Raw genomic sequence first — 17,262 nt, forward strand, 5'->3', positions numbered from 1 at the left:
GTAAAATTCCGCACCTATTTCTATTTCATGAATCTGAGAACCTTCTATAGATGTCCTTGCTTGCTATTGGAATTAATCACAATACAGCGTCGGTAGAACTGCGAGAAAAAGTGGCGTTTGGCCCTGATAAATTGTCAGATGCCTTACAGCAGCTGGCATCCAGTTCCAGCGTCGAAGGTAGCGTTATTTTGTCTACCTGCAACCGAACTGAAATTTATTGTGATGTGAAATCATCAAGCAAAAGTAAGGTTATTGATTGGTTATCTCAGTTTCATCAGGTGAGTCCTGAAGAGCTAAAACCGAGCTTGTACATTCATGAAGAGCAGGCGGCGATTCGCCATTTGATGCGTGTGTCCTGTGGTTTAGATTCTCTCGTTTTGGGTGAACCACAGATTTTAGGACAAGTGAAACAAGCCTATTCTGATGCGCGCGACAATAACGCGGCAGATTCTGCGATTGAAAAACTTTTCCAAAAAGCATTTTCTGTCGCGAAACGTGTGCGCACTGAAACTGAAATTGGTGGCAGCGCCGTTTCGGTTGCGTATGCCGCTTGCACGTTAGCAAAACAGATTTTTGAATCACTTTCAGATTCAACCGTGCTGTTAGTGGGGGCTGGCGAAACTATTGAATTAGTTGCGAAACACTTGGCTGGGCATAATTGCAAACGTATGATCGTGGCTAATCGAACTCGTGAGCGAGCGATGAATTTGGCGAATCAATTTGCGGCTGAAGTGATTGCTCTTAATGAAATTCCTGACTATCTCGCGCATGCCGATATTGTGATCAGTTCCACTGCAAGCCCGCTACCGATTATCGGTAAAGGGATGGTGGAAACGGCGATCAAAGCTCGTCGTCATCAGCCTATGCTATTGATTGATATCGCGGTTCCTCGTGATATTGAATCGCAAGTGGGTGATTTGAGTGATGCGTATTTGTATACCGTTGATGACTTGCAGTCGATAGTCGACAGTAATATGCAGCAGCGTAAGGTTGAAGCGATTCAAGCTGAAGCGATAGTCAGCGAAGAAAGTGCAGCCTTTATGAGTTGGATGCGCTCCTTACAGGCTGTTGACAGCATAAGAGAATATCGTCACTCCGCGAACGAAGTTCGTGAAGAACTGCTGACCAAAAGCTTACAAGCATTGGCTGCAGGGGCAGATCCTGAAAAAGTGTTACTTGAATTTAGCAACAAGCTCACCAACAAATTAATCCATATACCAACTCGAGCACTGCAAAGTGCGGCAGAGTTAGGTGAACCGGCTAAATTGGCCATTATTAGACAAAGTTTGGGTCTAGACGACCCTCGCTAATCCGTCATTCCGAGTTAAAGAAGAAACTATGAAAGCGTCGATTTTAGTTAAGCTTGAATCCCTTGTTGAGCGTTATGAAGAAGTTCAACATCTACTTGGTGATCCAACCGTCATTGGTGACCAAAATAAATTCCGTACTTTGTCTAAAGAGTACTCTCAGCTTGAAGAAGTCACTAAGTGTTTTCAAGCCTATCAGCAAGCGCAAGAAGATCTGCTTGCCGCTGAAGAGATGACTAAAGAAGATGATGCAGAAATGCGCGAAATGGCTCAAGAAGAGATCAAGGAAGCCAAAGCCGCGATTGAAAAACTGACGGATGAATTACAAATTCTATTGTTACCAAAAGATCCAAATGATGACCGTAACTGCTTCCTTGAAATTCGTGCTGGCGCAGGTGGTGACGAAGCTGGGATTTTCGCTGGTGATCTATTCCGCATGTACAGCCGCTATGCAGAGAAAAAAGGGTGGCGTATTGAAGTGATGTCGGCCAGTGACGCTGAACATGGTGGTTATAAAGAAATGATCGCTAAAGTGAGCGGCGACGGTGCTTATGGCGTATTGAAGTTTGAGTCTGGTGGTCACCGCGTACAGCGCGTTCCTGCGACAGAATCTCAAGGTCGTGTACATACCTCTGCATGTACGGTTGCGATCATGCCTGAGATCCCAGAAGCGGAACTGCCAGAAATCAAAGCCAGTGATTTGAAAATTGATACCTTCCGCTCTTCTGGCGCGGGTGGTCAGCACGTTAACACCACAGATTCTGCTATTCGTATTACTCACTTACCAACAGGAACTGTGGTTGAGTGCCAAGATGAGCGCTCACAACATAAGAACAAAGCGAAAGCGATGGCTGTGCTTGCTGCGCGTATCGCCAAAGCCGAAGAAGCCAAGCGTGCTGCGGAAGTATCAGATACCCGTCGTAACTTATTGGGTTCTGGTGACCGTAGTGACCGTATCCGTACTTATAATTACCCACAAGGCCGTGTTTCAGACCACCGTATTAACTTAACTATTTACCGCTTAAACGAAGTGATGGAAGGTGATTTGCAAAGTTTGATTGATCCAATCATTCAAGAATTCCAAGCTGATCAACTTGCTGCGTTAGCGGACCAAAACTAATTCGATGTCTACACCTAGCATTGAAATTGCTCTGAAAGCGGCAACGACTCAACTCCAAGAAAGCGGTAGTGATTCACCTTCTGTCGATGCCGCTGTTCTGATGTGTCATGTGCTCGACAAACCACGTTCATACTTATTAACGTGGCCAGAAAAGCTATTGACAGCAGAGCAGCAACAGCATTTCGAGCAGCTGTTGAGTCGTCGTTTTGCTGGCGAGCCTATTGCCTATATTGTCGGAGAGCGTGAGTTTTGGTCATTGCCGCTCAAGGTTGCGCCATCAACCTTAATTCCTCGCCCGGATACCGAACGTTTGGTTGAGGTGGCGTTAGCTAAAAGCAATCAGATTGATGGTGATATCCTTGACCTTGGTACCGGCACAGGGGCGATTGCGCTTGCGCTTGCCTCTGAACTGCCAGGGCGCAGAGTGGTTGGCGTTGATTTACGTCCAGAAGCACAGGCTTTGGCGACAGAGAATGCACAGTGTTTGGCTATTACTAACGTCACTTTTTTACAAGGTAGCTGGTTTGAACCTATTGAGCCCGGTACAAAGTTTGCTTTGATTGTCTCAAACCCACCCTATATCGAAGAAAATGATCCGCATTTGACTCAAGGTGATGTACGTTTCGAGCCTTTAAGTGCTTTAGTGGCCAAAGATAATGGTTTAGCTGACATCAAATACATTACCGAATATGCTCGTGGTTATTTGCAACCTCAGGCTTGGTTGGTGTTTGAACATGGCTACGATCAAGGTCAAGCCGTAAGAGAGATATTGGTATCACTGGGTTATCATAACGTAGTGACAGAAAAGGATTACGCTGGTAACGATCGAGTGACACTCGGTCAATATCGGTGTTTATAAGAGAGAATAATATGTACGAAGGATTAAAACATTTTCATCTACTCACTATTGGTATCAGTGCGTTACTGCTTTCGGTGCGTTATGGCTTGATGATGGCCAATTCAGCTTGGTTGCAACACCCATTTCTAAAACGTTTCCCACATATTGTTGATTCATTATTACTGCTGTCAGGGATAGCTTTGGTGGTGATGTCTGGTTTCATTCCATTCACTCCAGCAGCACCTTGGATGACAACGAAATTGACCTGTGTTTTAGCCTACATTGCGTTAGGTTTCTTTGCCTTGAAATTAGGTCGCAATAAGTTACTACGTAGTTTCGCATTTTTCGGGGCTTTGGGTTGGCTTGTAATGGCTGGCAAAATTGCCGTAACCAAAACCCCTATGTTTTTCGGTTGATAGCATTAGAGCAACAGTATGTTTGAATTGTTCGACGAAGATTTTGATGCCATGGAATTGGTTGAAGGTGCACTTGCATTAAATAAAGCAGTCAACCCTGAGACAAAAGAGATATGGGCAGAGCAAGAGCTAGCGCGTCTATTGACGGATGCGAAACAGGCCTTGGCGCAAGTCTGCGATGAAAAACAGCGTTTTGAGGTATTATTGCGTCTTTTCTATCACGAGTGGGGATTTACTGGTGATCGTGATACCTACTATGAATCGCGAAATGCTTTCATTGATAAAGTGCTTGAACGACGTAAAGGTATTCCCGTGAGCCTTGGGGCGATATTGCTTTATTTTGCGAGTAAATTAGGCTTTCCGCTACAGGGAATTACTTTTCCAACTCAGTTTTTATTAGAACTGCGCTGGCCTGGTGAAGCGCCGATCTACATTAATCCTTTTAGCGGTGAAACGGTGTCCTTACATACGCTAAAAGCATGGCTCATTGGTCATAAAGGCACTCGTTTTAAGCTAACTCCCAAGCACTTAGAAGTCGCAGACAACCCAACTATAATTGGCCGTTGGCTAGCATTACTTAAAAGCGCACTACTAAGGGAAGAACACTATACTTTGGCTTTGCGTTGTACAGACCTAGCATTGACGTTTGTTCCTGATGACCCTTACGAGATCCGCGATAGAGGTTTTATCTATCAACAGCTAGACTGTCATCAAATTGCGCTATCGGATTACCAATACTTTATTGATAACTGCCCAAATGATCCGGCAGCAGAATTACTAAAAAACCAAGTTGATGCATTAAGCACTAGAGCGATTACGCTGCATTAACGGCCAAATAAGAGAGAAATAAGATGGAACAAAAAATCGTCCACGTTGGTGATATTCCAGTAGCTAACGATAAACCGTTTACTCTGTTTGCTGGAATGAACGTGCTTGAATCACGTGATTTAGCAATGCAAATCTGTGAGCATTACGTAAAAGTGACTGAAAAATTAGGAATTCCTTACGTTTTTAAAGCCTCTTTTGATAAAGCGAACCGCAGTTCAGTGCATTCCTACCGTGGTCCGGGCTTAGAAGAAGGGATGAAAATCTTTCAAGAGCTAAAAGATACGTTTGGTGTGAAAATCATTACTGATGTTCATAACGAAGCTCAAGCCAAACCTGTTGCTGAGGTTGTCGATGTCATCCAACTTCCTGCGTTTCTTGCTCGTCAGACTGACTTAGTGGAAGCAATGGCTAAAACTGGTGCTGTTATTAACGTTAAAAAACCACAGTTTATGAGCCCTGGACAAGTAGGCAACATTGTTGAGAAATTTGCTGAATGTGGCAATGACAAAGTCATTCTTTGTGAACGTGGTGCTTGTCATGGTTACGATAACCTCGTTGTCGACATGCTAGGTTTTGGCGTGATGAAAAATGTGACAAACGGCAGCCCAATCATTTTTGATGTTACCCATTCATTGCAAATGCGCGATCCATCTGGTGCAGCTTCTGGAGGACGACGTGAACAAACGGTTGAATTAGCTAAAGCTGGTCTAGCAACCGGTATTGCTGGTCTTTTCATTGAGGCTCACCCGAATCCTGATAAAGCGCGTTGTGATGGACCGTCAGCATTACCGTTGGATAAACTTGAGCCATTTTTAGCGCAAATGAAAGCGCTCGATGATTTGATCAAGAGCTTTGCACATATCGAGATTAAATAGCGCTATCGGTTATACATCGATAACGCTACATATCATGAGGCAAGTATTCAATTAGCCTATTCTTTGACCGCCATTCTGGTGGTCAATTTTTTATCTGATGTTTTCTAAGTCTGTTTATTTTGTAATACCGTTCTCATTACCTCGGTTTTTGCCCGCAATATCAGTAAAACGATTGCCTGTGATCTATTGGAATATGATGTGTAACTAGCGTGAACCGTTACACTTTTTTTATCGTTTTATAGTGATCAATTCTACATAAATATGAAATCGAGCTGTCACGTGTGACGTGTTAATTTAAACTGGTTCAAGTTTTATCGGTGCGGCTAGCCTTGACTTTTCAAGTGGTTGGCCAATGACACCTTCACATGCAGTGGTTAACTAAAGTTCAAAGGTATGACAATGAAACAACGCCTTATTCTAAAAACAGCGCTCAGCGCAGCAATTCTTGCAACCCTAGCGGGTTGTGCAACTCAACCAACTCACGAATGGCAACAGGACACGACTTACAAACTGACCGTTCTTCACACCAACGATCACCATGGCCGATTCTGGCAAAATAAATATGGTGAGTATGGTATGGCTGCACGTAAGACGCTGATTGATGATCTTCGTTCTGAAATTGAAGCTCAAGGTGGCAGTGTTCTTCTTCTCTCTGGAGGTGATATTAACACCGGTGTTCCTGAGTCTGATCTGCAAGATGCAGAGCCTGATTTTAAAGGCATGAGCAAAATTGGTTACGACGCAATGGCGTTAGGTAACCACGAATTTGATAACCCACTTGATGTGCTATTCAAGCAAAAAGAGTGGGCGAATTTCCCAATGTTGTCTGCCAATATTTACGATAAAGTGACGGGTAAGCGCTTATTCCAACCGTACCAAATGTTTGATAAGCAAGGCGTGAAAATTGCTGTTATCGGTTTGACAACGGAAGATACAGCAAAAATCGGCAACCTTGAGTTTATCGGTGGTATTGAGTTCCGTGATCCAAAAGAAGAAGCTAAGAAACTCATTGCTGAGATTGAGAAAAGTGAAAAGCCTGATCTTATTTTTGCTGTGACGCATATGGGTCACTATGAAAATGGTCAACGTGGTGTTAATGCCCCTGGTGATGTTGCATTGGCTCGCTACCTAGATGAAGGTTCACTTGACATGATCGTCGGTGGTCACTCGCAAGAGCCTGTATGTATGGAAGGCCCTAACGTTGTCAGTAAAACCTTTAAGCCTGGCGACGAATGTAAGCCAGACATGCAAAACGGGACTTATATTGTCCAAGCGCATGAATGGGGTAAATACGTAGGTCGTGCTGATTACGAATTCCGTAATGGCGAGCTAAACATGGTGAGTTATAACCTGATTCCGGTGAACTTGAAGAAGAAAGTCAAAGTGAATGGTGAAAGCCAGCGCGTCTTTATTCAAGAGCAAATCGCTGAAGATGCAGAAATGCTGAACTTCTTGCGTCCATACCAAGAGCAAGGTCAGGCGCAGTTAGGCGTGAAAATTGCTGAAACTAACGGCAAATTGGAAGGTGACCGCAATGTCGTTCGTTTCCAACAAACAAACTTAGGTCGTTTGATTGCAACGGCGCATATGGAGCGTGCAAAAGCTGATTTTGCAGTAATGAACTCAGGTGGTGTCCGTGATTCGATTGATGCAGGTAACGTAACTTATAAAGACGTTCTGAAAGTACAGCCGTTTGCTAATATTCTGACTTATACCGATATGACTGGTGCTGAAGTTCTGGATTACCTCAATGTGGTTGCAACTAAGCCGGTTGATTCTGGTGCCTACGCTCAATTTGCAGGTATCTCAATGACGGTATCAGATGGCAAAGTATCAAACGTTGTTATTGGTGATAAGCAATTGCGCCTAGACAAAACCTACCGTTTCACTGTGCCAAGCTACAATGCTGCTGGTGGTGATGGTTATCCTAAAATTTCTGGCCATCCTGGTTATGTAAACACAGGCTTTGTCGATGCTGAAGTGTTGAAAGACTACCTAGAAGCTAACAGCCCAATTGATGTAAACCAATATGCGCCAATGGGTGAAATGGTCTATAAGTAATAGCCAATAAAGAGTTTGACTCAAACTCAGCAATCATTTTAACTAAAGGCGATGTTTAGGCATCGCTTTTTTATTGCTGTTTGTTGTAACCACGAGATAACCCCATGACACCTGCTATTGATTTGGCTAAAAAGAAAAAAATCCCTCACACCATCCATCAATATCAGCATGATCCAAACCACAGCAGTTATGGATTAGAAGCTGCTGAAGTATTGGGACAAGATCCAAAAAAAGTATTTAAAACCTTACTGTTTTGTTTAAACGGTGAAGCGAAGAACCTTGCCGTAGCGATCATTCCAGTCGATCATAAACTGAATCTTAAACGAGCGGCGAAAGCTGCAAAGTCGAAGAAGGCTGAGATGGCCAACCCAGATATTGCGCAGAAAACGACAGGCTATGTGGTAGGGGGAATTAGCCCGCTTGGACAAAAAAAGGCACTACCCACCTTTATTCACATCAGTGCAAAAGATCAGCCAACTATTTGTGTCAGCGCAGGAAAAAGAGGTTTAGAAATAGAATTGGCACCAAGCGATCTCGCTATGCTTACGCGGGGGGAATTTGTCGAATTGTGTCAGGAATAATTGAAAAAATAACGGCCTCGATATCGAGGCCGTATCAAAAGGAAGCTTAACCTTTTACGTCAATATCTTCTTCCATTTGAGCATTATCAACCACGTGATTTTCGCCCAAGTCATGAGGAAGAATAAGGTTCAGTACAATCGCTACGATACCACAAAGGCTAACACCTTGTAGGCTGAACTCACCAATACCAAATGCCATACCACCAATACCAAAGACCAGTGTTACCGCAACAATAACCAAGTTACGAGACTTATGCAGGTCAACGTGGTTTTTAATTAATGTATTGAGGCCTACGGTCGCAATCGATCCAAAGAGCAGAATCATAATGCCGCCCATTACCGGAATAGGGATAGTCTGTAGCAGAGCACCTAGTTTACCCACCAAAGCCAATACGATAGCGGTGATCGCTGCCCATGTCATGATGACTGGGTTAAAAGCTTTGGTCAGCATCACAGCACCTGTCACTTCACTGTAAGTCGTGTTTGGTGGCGCGCCTAGCATGGAAGCTGCGATGGTAGCAATACCGTCGCCAGTAATTGTGCGATGTAGCCCTGGCTTTTTAATATAGTTTTTTCCTGTAACGTTCGAAATTGCCAACATGTCACCTACGTGCTCTACCGCAGGAGCAATAGCGACAGGGATCATAAATAGAATGGCGTTGATGTTGAATTCAGGAAAAGTGAAGTTTGGCATAGAGAGCCAGGCAGCTTGTGCTACAGGCGTAAAGTCAACAACACCGAAATACAATCCTAAAAGATAGCCAGCAAAAATACCGCCACAGATAGGAAGAAGCTTTAGGAAGCCTTTAGCAAAGACACTAATGGTGATGGTCGTGATCAATGAAACGCAGGAAATCCACATTGCCACATCGGCATTAACCAGTTGAACCGCACCATCGCCTGTTTTTCCAAGAGCCATGTTTACTGCAACCGGAGCAAGACCAAGCCCGATAACCATGATTACAGGGCCAACAACAACTGGTGGAAGTAGTTTGTGGATAATCTCAACGCCACGAACTTTAATGACCGCGCCCATAATGACATACACAACCCCAGCGGCAACTAAACCACCCATAGTGGCTGCCACACCCCAAGTTTGGATGCCAAACATAATTGGTGCAATAAACGCAAATGAAGACGCTAAGAAGATTGGAACTGAGCGGCGTGTAATAAGTTGGAATAAAAGAGTACCGACACCTGCGCCAAATAGTGCAACGTTAGGATCAAGCCCGGTTAATAACGGAACAAGAACTAATGCACCAAATGCGACGAAGAGCATCTGAGCGCCTTGAATGGCATTTTTCATGATGATTTCCCTGCAGCAAAATAAAAATTTGCAGGATTCTATCACTTTTGCAAACGATTGCCATGGAAACTAGATCAAAGAAAGTCATCAGCTTTGTTTGAATTATCACCGTATCCTGAAGTGGATTCCTTGCCGAGATAGAGATAGTTGCTTATCATCGACATTCACAAAACAGATCGTAGGAACAGTATGCGCTATTTAGCTATGTTGGTGATGAGCTTAATGACTCTCCCCGCTTATGCCTTGACGAAGGTCGATTTATACCATTCAGAGATCACTATTGACCAAGAGCAAACCAATGCAGACGATAAAGCTCGAGTAAAGGGTATGGAGCAAGTCATTATTCGAGCTTCCGGTGATAAAAGCTCAGTAAATAATGAGGTTATCCAAAAAGCCTTAAAGCAGCACTCTCAATATTTAGCGCAAATTAGTTATGCTCAAAACGATTCACAATCCACCATCAAAATGGGGTTTAGTGCCCCACATATCCGTTCTTTATTAACACAAGCTCAGCTACCATTTTGGCCAGAAAACCGCGCTAATGTGTTGGTATGGCTTATTGAAGAGTCAGGGTACGATCGCACTATTGCTTGGGAGTACTCTGATACACCGAGGATGCAGCAACTAAAAATCGCGGCAGATAACCGAGGGTTACCGATTACGATCCCTGTTGGCGATTTTGACGATATCACGGGCGTTGAAGTGTCTGATCTTTGGGGAGGCTTTGTGCAACCTATCAGTGCAGCAAGTGAGCGTTACCCGACTGACTCTATTGTGGTTGTTCGTGTGCAAGGCAACAATGTTCGCTGGAATCTTTACGATCAACAAGCCGGGCAAATGGTGCAAATCCCTCAGGCTCCAGTTTCTGGACAAGCTTCCGGCTCTAACGCCGTTGCCGAGATGGTTGATCAGTTAAGTAATTATTATGCAGATAAAAGTTCAGTGATGGTCTCTAGTGAGTCTTCATCATCAGTATTAGCCAGCTTTAGTAATATTAATGATGCGGTTGATTTCTTCACCTTAGAAAACAAATTAAAAAGCCTAAGTTCCGTTGCTTCGCTTGATATTTTAAGAATTCAAGGGGAATCGATCGTCTTTAAAGTACACCTACTGGCAACGGAGCAAGATTTTGAGCAGGAAGTGCTACGGATGGGGACGGTCAATAAAATCGAAATGACCAACCAATTCGATGTAGTCAGTCATACAGAACAGGCTGATGTTGTCGATGCTATAGCGCCTGTCACCAGTGACTCTTCTCTTGCTGAATCAGAAGTTTCTCAACCTGATACAAGCGTAGCAAATGATAATCAAGTACTTGATTCGCAAATGTTGCAAGAGACTGAAGGGGCATCTACTTTGCAACCTACGCCTCCAGTTGAGAATACACTTTATTTTTCATGGCGTGAGTAATTCAACACAGTAATCTGATGAGATGTACAAACGAAAAGAGCCCTAATTTAAGGCTCTTTTTTGTATATAAATCACTAAAGTTTTAAGTGTTACTTTTCTGTTTGTTGGCCAAAGTTCGCTTTTTCTTGCTTTTCAACTTCAGACAGACGTTTGAGCTTCAAGCCCAGTTCTTTGCCTCGGTGACGAGCGTAAAGGATATTACCTAAGAATGCCGCAAAAGTAAGAATAAGCTCGATAACGGCCAACCAGCGTTCTCCACCATCGACGTAAATCAATGTGAGTGCGTGCAGAAAGTAGAGCATTAAAACAAAGTTAGCCCATGCATGAGTGTATGGTTTTCCAGCTAATATCCCAGGTAAAGGTAATAGCAAGGGAATGCTCCAAGCAATGGCTAAAGTAGCATTGTTGAGATGTGGGTGAGGGGAGAGTGAGTACTGCCATAACACAACCCATACCAATAACGATAAGTTTCCGAGTAATGCTAACCAACGAAATTGTTTGGTGCGTGGCGTCATATCTGCCGTCATAATCTATCCTTTAATCGGCTTGCAATCGTGGCCAGCCTTTGTCCTAAATGGCGTGCTAATTCACTTTCTTGAGTTGAGAGTTGAGCACTTTCTGCTGCCACATGGCTTGCGCCATAAGGTGTTCCACCAGATGTTGTAGTATGTAGTGTTGGTTCCGAATAAGGAATGCCAACAATCAACATGCCGTGGTGCATTAATGGTAATAACATACTGTGTTGCGTCGTTTCTTGACCACCATGCAGTGATGACGAAGAAGTAAAGACACAAGCTGGTTTGTCAATTAATGCGCCACTGACCCAGAGCGGTGTGGTTTGATCCCAAAAATGTTTGAGCGGAGCGGCCATATTGCCAAACCAAACCGGACTACCAAAAGCCAAACCATCACACTCTTTGAGTTCATCAAGTGTAAGGTACGGGTCTTTGGGCTGGTGGCTATGATTTTCAATTTCGGGCACGGTTCGCAGTATGGCTTCACAGCCTGATTGCGATTCAATACCGCGAGCGATTTGCCTTGCCAGTGCCTGAGTTGAGCCGTGTCTACTGTAGTAGAGCACGACAATCTTATTACTCATAAAATTTCAAGAACTTGCTCTGGTGGGCGGCCATGGCGTGCTTTTCCATTAGCCACGACAATAGGACGTTCAATTAGCTTTGGATTGGCAACCATCGCTTCAAAAAGTTGCTCGTCGCTAAGTGATGGATTCCCAAGGTCGAGTTCTTTATAAAGAGCCTCTTTGGTACGCATCATTGCTCGAACTTGCTCTATACCGAGTTGAGCATACAGTATTTTTAGTTGTTCAACAGTGAGTGTTTCATCGAGATATTTGACGATCTCTGGCTCAATATTTCGAGCTTCGAGTAGAGTGAGTGTCTCACGGCTTTTTGAGCATTTTGGGTTGTGATAAATCACGACTGACATGTTTTCTCCTAGTGATTTTGTAATTATTGGAGTGATAAGAATCGGTCACGTTGAACCATTAATTGGTCGATACGTGCATCATAGCGAGCTTGTTCTAGGCTGCCTAATTTGGCGAGTTGGCTGGCTTGGGTGTAATACTGAATAGCTTTATTCCAGTTTGCTCTTAGTGCAAGTAACTCGGCTCGCGCAGCAAGATCTTCTTGGCTATTGCCTATACTGATATTTGCTTCGGACAACAAACTCCACCCGTTGACATCGTTAGGGTTGTCGTGGGTATAACGCTGTAATACTCGCACCGCTTCTGCGAGTTTATTTTGTCTTAACAAACTATTGGCGTAGTTAATCATCAGCGTTGGATTGTTTGGTTTTTGTTGGAGCGCTTTTTCTAACAGAATTTGCGCTTTTGCCGCTTGGTTTTCAGCGATTTCAAGGTCTGCCATAGCATCAAGATAAAAGTTATTATTCGGGTCTTGGGCGATCAGTTTGCTCAAAATGGCGGCTGATTTATCCAGCTGTTTACTGTCTAAGTACACTAAAGCCTTACCATATTGAAAGGCCGATGAAAGGTCTGGCGCTGCTTTTTTCTCGGTGCGAGTAAACCAATCTAGTGCTGCTTCGGCATCAATCCCAGCATAACGGGCTACAATCCGAGAACGTGTTAAATGATAATCCAGTGATGGCTGCAAGCGTAGTGGTGGATAATGTTGTGCTCGCTCACGGCTATCAGTAATGCGGTCTTCTGGCAGAGGGTGAGTTAGAAGCATTGGTGGTGGTTTGCTTGCGTAACGATATTCATCAGCTAAGCGGCCAAAGAATCTTGGCATGGCTTGCGCTTCAAAGCCTGCTTTAGCTAAGGTGGCAATTCCAAAACGGTCTGCTTCTTTTTCATTACTCCGTGTATAATTGATTTGGCTTTGCATACCGCCTGCCGTTGCTGCGGTCATTGCGGCAATACCCGCTTCAGGAGCGGCAATGGCTAACAATAATGAACCGGCCAGCGCCGCAATGTTTACCGGGGAGCGCCGAGCTTGTTCTTCCATGCTACGAGCTAGGTGTCGCTGCGTCACGTGGGCTATTTCGTGAGAAAGCACCGAAGCTAACTCGCTTTCAGATTGAGCATGCAAAAATAAACCCGAATGTAAGGCAACGTACCCACCAAAAAAGGCAAACGCATTAATATTGCGATCTCGGATCATAAAGAAAGTAAATGGTGTTTTGACGTCATTCGCGTTAGCAACCAACTTGTGTCCGAGGTTATCAATGTACTCGTTGATAACGGGATCGTTAACGATAGGCTGACTATTGCGAAGCATGCGCATGTAAGCATCACCATAAATCAGTTCTTGATCAATCGTTAGGGTTGAACCTGCAACGGTGCCGATATCCGGTAACTCAATGGTGTCTGCGTAACTTATTGCCGGCACATTGAGTGCCGCAGTGACACAAAGACAAAGTAGAGAACGAGCGCGTTTAAACATCATATTGTTCAGTGATACTCCATAATCATCTTGTTTGTAAGACATTGAAAGTAGTGATTGGTTTCCAATTTCAAATCATGAATGTAAATGGTTACAAAACAAGATTGATCCTACCAGTTTTCGTGTTTGGATAAACACTGACGTACCAGTAAAAAACCGATACAATAGCAGGCCTATATTAAGCATTGAGCGTCAGAATGGAACCAAATATTCTGGATTTACGTCAACAGCGTTGCCCTATGGCTTTATTACTTGCGAAACGTCACACTGCTCAAATGAAGTATGGCGATGAGTTGACTATTTTGATCGCAGACTCTGGTTCTAAGCAAGATATAGAAAAGTATTTAACTAGCAATGGTTTTTCTTGCCGGATTGAAACGGCATCCTGTAATTTTTCGTTAAAAATAATGAAAGGACTTGATTAAATGCTCGAAATGGTAAGTCGTTGGTATCGAAGACGTTTTTCTGACCCTCATGCCGTTAGTCTGGTTGCCATTCTATTTTTTGGTTTCATTACTATCTATTTCTTTGGCCATCTTATTGCGCCGTTGTTGGTCGCTATAGTCTTGGCGTATCTTTTGGAATGGCCAGTGATACAACTGTGCCGCTTGAATATTCCTCGAACTGTCTCGGTTATCTTAGTTATTTTACTCTTTGTCGGCTTAATGCTTCTGGCTATTTTTGGCTTAGTTCCGACGATTTGGCAGCAAGTTGGCAACCTGATCAATGACATTCCCAACATGTATGCAGGTTTACAGAAGTTTATCGTTTCTATCCCAGAACGTTATCCTGAATTGGCTAATTTACAAATTGTCGAATCAGTGATCAGCAACGCGAAAAATCAAGCTCTAGGAATGGGTGAAAGTGTACTTAAAGGTTCTTTGGCATCTTTGGTCAGCTTAGCCACATTAGGTGTGTATCTGATTTTAGTGCCATTACTGCTATTTTTCTTGCTCAAAGATAAAAATGAAATGTTGCGAATAGCGAGTGGTTTACTGCCTCGAAACCGAAAATTAGCGACCAGAGTTTGGCAGGAGATGAACCAGCAAATCACCAACTATATCCGTGGCAAAGTCTTAGAGATATTGATTGTCGGTGGAGTTAGTTACGTGACCTTTGCCATACTAGATTTACGCTATTCTGTTCTATTGGCTGTCGCGGTTGGGTTATCGGTATTAATTCCTTACATTGGAGCTGCAGCGGTAACTGTACCGGTGGCGATTGTAGGCTTGTTTCAATGGGGCGTTACCCCACCGTTTTATACGTTGCTCATTGCTTATGGCATTATTCAAGCTTTAGATGGTAACGTGTTAGTTCCAGTGCTCTTTTCAGAGGCGGTCAATCTTCATCCTGTAGCTATTATTGTGGCAGTACTCGTGTTCGGTGGTCTGTGGGGTTTTTGGGGGGTTTTCTTTGCGATTCCACTAGCGACATTAGTTAAAGCGGTTTGGCATGCTTTGCCAAGCACCGATGATTCAGATCCTGACATCACATCAACTTCAGTATGAACAATGAGTTAAATAAATAGTTTTATAAAAGGTGACCCTAACTATCATTAGTTAGGGTTTTTTTTTGTTCAAATGCGATATGTTTATTAAACTCATGTAGACAAAAGGTAAAAAAACTTCAGTTTTCATTTGGCTTGGCGATACATAACTATAACCACAATAAGAATGGCAATCAGCCACAATAATAATTGGTAACAATGAGGGATACATATGAAGTTTAGCCAAAAAATAGTCGCAGCCTCTTCTGCATTACTATTGGTTACCGTTTCTTTGCTGTCAATTCAGCAATTAAGTACTGTTCGCACGGAAGTTGAATATCTAGTAGCAGATAGCTTAAATGAAATGGTTAAAGGGGTGAAAAATACCGTTGTTTCTGAAATGGAGAGTAAAAAGGGATTGGCTCAGTCCATGACCGAAGTGTTGGAGCTTGATCCGGATAACCGAGATTATGTAAAAAATGTCTTAGAAAAGCCTAAGCTTAAAAAGAGCTTCTTAGCGGTCGGATTTGGTTACAACAGTGATGGTATTGTGGTTGAAAATGATGATGCTTGGGAACCGAGTGGTGATTATGACCCTCGCAAGCGTCCTTGGTTTATTGATGCTAAGTCATCGAGAAAATTAGTCGTTACAGCACCGTATGTTGATGTTTCAACAAAAAATGTCATTATTTCAATTGGTACACCTGTTTTTAATAGTGGCCAATTTACCGGTGCGATGTTTTATGACCTAGAGTTGACTGGCCTTGCTGATTTGGTTAATTCAGTTAACTTATTTGATGCTGGCTACCTTTTCATTGTAACGGCTGATGGTACGACGATTGCTCACCCTGATAGCAAAAACAACGGGCAGAATATTTCTACTTACCTACCTCAAGTCTCTGTTAAAGATGGCACTCAACGAATTGAAATGAATGGACAGGATTTCTTGGTTGATTTTACTCAGATACCGAGCGAAAACTGGTATATCGGAGCAATCATTGATGAATCCATTGCATTTAGCACCATCACTACGCTCAGAAATAGCTCCATTATTTACACTCTCATCGGTGTGATATTGAGTGTTATTGTCTTGAGCTTCCTCATTAAAGTGTTGATGCGACCTTTAGGCACCTTGAATGAGGCGATAAAGGATGTTGCGTCTGGGCAGGGCGATCTTACCAAGCGTTTGAATACTAATACGGATAAGGAATTTGCTGAGCTAGCGCTAGGGTTTAATACTTTTACCGAAACATTGCAAAAACAAATCACACAATCCAAAGCGATTGGTCAAGAGATCATGCGTGGTACTGAATTGACGGTACAAGGCGCTCATGAATCAGCCGATGCGATGCGTACACAGTTGGAAGAGTTAGAGCAGTTAGCCACCGCAATGCATGAGATGGCCGTGACATCGACAGAAGTTGCGAATAATGCTCAAGGTGCAGCCGCTGCAGCGAGAGAAGCCGATGAAGCTACTCTAGATGGTTCGAAAGTTGTGAATGAAACTACAATGTCGATTGATATGTTATCTGCTCGCATCGACCAAGCTGTTGAAGAAGTGAAAGGATTAGAATCTGCAACGGCGAATATTGAAACCATTCTGAAAGTAATCAATGATATTGCCGACCAAACCAACTTACTTGCATTGAATGCGGCTATTGAAGCGGCGCGTGCTGGGGAGTCTGGTCGCGGGTTTGCTGTGGTGGCTGATGAGGTGCGAACGCTGGCACAACGAACACAGCAATCGACGACTGAGATTCGAAACATGATCGAGCAACTGCAAGTTGGTGCAAGCTCAGTATCGTCAGCGATGAATGAAAGTAAGACAACGGCGGTTGATGCGGTAGATAAAGCGAAAAGTGCTAATTCGGCACTAAATCGTATCCGCGATGCAATCCAAGCTATCTCCGATATGAATATTCAAATCGCATCGGCAGCAGAAGAGCAGAGCTTAGTTGCGGAAGAGATCAACACCAATACGGTGAAGATTAAAGATCTATCCACTCAAGTTGCACAATCTGCTGAAGAGGCGAATGTTGCGATGCAGGTGCAAACCGAGAATGTACGAGAACAAGATGCGCTGATGAATAAATTCATCGTTTAGCTCGTC

Annotated in this window: 17 protein-coding genes; 12 read left to right on the forward strand and 5 right to left on the reverse strand. The window is 43.5% G+C overall.

Features of this window, described 5'->3' with window-relative positions; translation table 11 throughout:
* The first annotated feature begins 50 nt into the window (after positions 1-50).
* The 8 genes from hemA (at position 51) to ybaK (ending at position 8,026) form a co-directional block, all read left to right on the forward strand.
* On the forward strand, positions 51-1,310 hold the full coding sequence (hemA, locus tag MCT08_RS05375) for a glutamyl-tRNA reductase (protein WP_053311918.1): 1,260 nt from the start codon (positions 51-53) through the stop codon (positions 1,308-1,310).
* A gap of 28 nt (positions 1,311-1,338) precedes the next feature.
* Positions 1,339-2,427 (forward strand): peptide chain release factor 1, encoded by a 1,089-nt coding sequence (prfA, locus tag MCT08_RS05380; RefSeq protein WP_053311917.1) that lies wholly within the window; start codon positions 1,339-1,341, stop codon positions 2,425-2,427.
* A 4-nt stretch (positions 2,428-2,431) separates the two neighbouring features.
* Complete coding sequence (gene prmC / locus MCT08_RS05385) at positions 2,432-3,286, forward strand: peptide chain release factor N(5)-glutamine methyltransferase (protein WP_274678015.1); 855 nt, start codon at positions 2,432-2,434, stop codon at positions 3,284-3,286.
* An 11-nt stretch (positions 3,287-3,297) separates the two neighbouring features.
* The gene (locus MCT08_RS05390) at positions 3,298-3,681 is read left to right on the forward strand and encodes a SirB2 family protein (protein WP_053311915.1); all 384 of its coding nucleotides are present in this window, start codon (positions 3,298-3,300) and stop codon (positions 3,679-3,681) included.
* 18 nt (positions 3,682-3,699) lie between these two features.
* The gene (locus MCT08_RS05395; RefSeq protein WP_053311914.1) at positions 3,700-4,509 is read left to right on the forward strand and encodes a SirB1 family protein; all 810 of its coding nucleotides are present in this window, start codon (positions 3,700-3,702) and stop codon (positions 4,507-4,509) included.
* A gap of 23 nt (positions 4,510-4,532) precedes the next feature.
* Positions 4,533-5,384 carry a 3-deoxy-8-phosphooctulonate synthase gene (kdsA, locus tag MCT08_RS05400; protein ID WP_053311913.1) on the forward strand — a complete coding sequence of 284 codons (852 nt, stop codon included), beginning with the start codon at positions 4,533-4,535 and terminating at the stop codon, positions 5,382-5,384.
* Positions 5,385-5,783: 399 nt separating this feature from the next.
* Complete coding sequence (gene ushA / locus MCT08_RS05405) at positions 5,784-7,445, forward strand: bifunctional UDP-sugar hydrolase/5'-nucleotidase UshA (RefSeq protein ID WP_274678016.1); 1,662 nt, start codon at positions 5,784-5,786, stop codon at positions 7,443-7,445.
* Positions 7,446-7,549: 104 nt separating this feature from the next.
* A complete protein-coding gene (gene ybaK, locus MCT08_RS05410) occupies positions 7,550-8,026 on the forward strand; it encodes a Cys-tRNA(Pro) deacylase (RefSeq protein ID WP_053311911.1) in 477 nt (158 codons plus the stop codon).
* 46 nt (positions 8,027-8,072) lie between these two features.
* On the opposite strand, the gene MCT08_RS05415 is transcribed toward ybaK, so the two are convergent.
* The gene (locus MCT08_RS05415) at positions 8,073-9,332 is read right to left on the reverse strand and encodes a uracil-xanthine permease family protein (protein ID WP_053311910.1); all 1,260 of its coding nucleotides are present in this window, start codon (positions 9,330-9,332) and stop codon (positions 8,073-8,075) included.
* A gap of 189 nt (positions 9,333-9,521) precedes the next feature.
* Here MCT08_RS05415 and MCT08_RS05420 point away from each other — a divergent pair, with 189 nt between their 5' ends.
* On the forward strand, positions 9,522-10,742 hold the full coding sequence (locus tag MCT08_RS05420; RefSeq protein ID WP_274678017.1) for a DUF2066 domain-containing protein: 1,221 nt from the start codon (positions 9,522-9,524) through the stop codon (positions 10,740-10,742).
* Between the two features lie 89 nt (positions 10,743-10,831).
* On the opposite strand, the gene MCT08_RS05425 is transcribed toward MCT08_RS05420, so the two are convergent.
* The 4 genes from MCT08_RS05425 to bepA are packed head-to-tail and all read right to left on the reverse strand — an operon-like array spanning position 10,832 to position 13,666.
* Positions 10,832-11,269, reverse strand: a complete 438-nt coding sequence (locus MCT08_RS05425; protein WP_274678018.1) for a DUF2069 domain-containing protein — start codon at positions 11,267-11,269, stop codon at positions 10,832-10,834.
* Positions 11,266-11,841, reverse strand: a complete 576-nt coding sequence (gene wrbA / locus MCT08_RS05430; protein ID WP_053311907.1) for an NAD(P)H:quinone oxidoreductase — start codon at positions 11,839-11,841, stop codon at positions 11,266-11,268. The genes MCT08_RS05425 and wrbA overlap by 4 nt, the downstream gene beginning before the upstream one ends.
* Complete coding sequence (arsC, locus tag MCT08_RS05435) at positions 11,838-12,188, reverse strand: arsenate reductase (glutaredoxin) (protein WP_053311906.1); 351 nt, start codon at positions 12,186-12,188, stop codon at positions 11,838-11,840. Before arsC ends, wrbA begins: the two co-directional genes overlap by 4 nt.
* Before the next feature lie 23 nt (positions 12,189-12,211).
* Positions 12,212-13,666 (reverse strand): beta-barrel assembly-enhancing protease, encoded by a 1,455-nt coding sequence (gene bepA, locus MCT08_RS05440; protein WP_425609356.1) that lies wholly within the window; start codon positions 13,664-13,666, stop codon positions 12,212-12,214.
* A gap of 197 nt (positions 13,667-13,863) precedes the next feature.
* Between bepA and MCT08_RS05445 the strand changes: the two genes are divergently transcribed.
* The 3 genes from MCT08_RS05445 (at position 13,864) to MCT08_RS05455 (ending at position 17,256) form a co-directional block, all read left to right on the forward strand.
* Positions 13,864-14,091 (forward strand): sulfurtransferase TusA family protein, encoded by a 228-nt coding sequence (locus MCT08_RS05445; RefSeq protein WP_168521410.1) that lies wholly within the window; start codon positions 13,864-13,866, stop codon positions 14,089-14,091.
* Positions 14,092-15,174, forward strand: a complete 1,083-nt coding sequence (locus MCT08_RS05450) for an AI-2E family transporter (RefSeq protein WP_053311903.1) — start codon at positions 14,092-14,094, stop codon at positions 15,172-15,174.
* A 210-nt stretch (positions 15,175-15,384) separates the two neighbouring features.
* Positions 15,385-17,256 carry a methyl-accepting chemotaxis protein gene (locus tag MCT08_RS05455; protein ID WP_274678020.1) on the forward strand — a complete coding sequence of 624 codons (1,872 nt, stop codon included), beginning with the start codon at positions 15,385-15,387 and terminating at the stop codon, positions 17,254-17,256.
* The last annotated feature ends 6 nt before the right edge of the window (positions 17,257-17,262 follow it).

This window comes from Vibrio aestuarianus (assembly GCF_028858425.1).
GTDB lineage: Bacteria > Pseudomonadota > Gammaproteobacteria > Enterobacterales > Vibrionaceae > Vibrio > Vibrio aestuarianus.

Excerpts from the sequence above, each read along its gene's own strand:
- hemA (WP_053311918.1), top strand. The coding sequence starts at position 51 with ATGTCCTTGCTTGCTATTGGAATTAATCACAATACAGCGTCGGTAGAA.
- MCT08_RS05450 (WP_053311903.1), top strand. The coding sequence starts at position 14,092 with ATGCTCGAAATGGTAAGTCGTTGGTATCGAAGACGTTTTTCTGACCCT.
- kdsA (WP_053311913.1), top strand. The coding sequence starts at position 4,533 with ATGGAACAAAAAATCGTCCACGTTGGTGATATTCCAGTAGCTAACGAT.
- arsC (WP_053311906.1), bottom strand. The coding sequence starts at position 12,188 with ATGTCAGTCGTGATTTATCACAACCCAAAATGCTCAAAAAGCCGTGAG.
- wrbA (WP_053311907.1), bottom strand. The coding sequence starts at position 11,841 with ATGAGTAATAAGATTGTCGTGCTCTACTACAGTAGACACGGCTCAACT.
- MCT08_RS05420 (WP_274678017.1), top strand. The coding sequence starts at position 9,522 with ATGCGCTATTTAGCTATGTTGGTGATGAGCTTAATGACTCTCCCCGCT.
- bepA (WP_425609356.1), bottom strand. The coding sequence starts at position 13,666 with ATGTTTAAACGCGCTCGTTCTCTACTTTGTCTTTGTGTCACTGCGGCA.
- MCT08_RS05415 (WP_053311910.1), bottom strand. The coding sequence starts at position 9,332 with ATGAAAAATGCCATTCAAGGCGCTCAGATGCTCTTCGTCGCATTTGGT.
- MCT08_RS05445 (WP_168521410.1), top strand. The coding sequence starts at position 13,864 with ATGGAACCAAATATTCTGGATTTACGTCAACAGCGTTGCCCTATGGCT.
- MCT08_RS05425 (WP_274678018.1), bottom strand. The coding sequence starts at position 11,269 with ATGACGGCAGATATGACGCCACGCACCAAACAATTTCGTTGGTTAGCA.
- ushA (WP_274678016.1), top strand. The coding sequence starts at position 5,784 with ATGAAACAACGCCTTATTCTAAAAACAGCGCTCAGCGCAGCAATTCTT.
- prfA (WP_053311917.1), top strand. The coding sequence starts at position 1,339 with ATGAAAGCGTCGATTTTAGTTAAGCTTGAATCCCTTGTTGAGCGTTAT.
- MCT08_RS05390 (WP_053311915.1), top strand. The coding sequence starts at position 3,298 with ATGTACGAAGGATTAAAACATTTTCATCTACTCACTATTGGTATCAGT.
- MCT08_RS05395 (WP_053311914.1), top strand. The coding sequence starts at position 3,700 with ATGTTTGAATTGTTCGACGAAGATTTTGATGCCATGGAATTGGTTGAA.
- MCT08_RS05455 (WP_274678020.1), top strand. The coding sequence starts at position 15,385 with ATGAAGTTTAGCCAAAAAATAGTCGCAGCCTCTTCTGCATTACTATTG.
- prmC (WP_274678015.1), top strand. The coding sequence starts at position 2,432 with ATGTCTACACCTAGCATTGAAATTGCTCTGAAAGCGGCAACGACTCAA.
- ybaK (WP_053311911.1), top strand. The coding sequence starts at position 7,550 with ATGACACCTGCTATTGATTTGGCTAAAAAGAAAAAAATCCCTCACACC.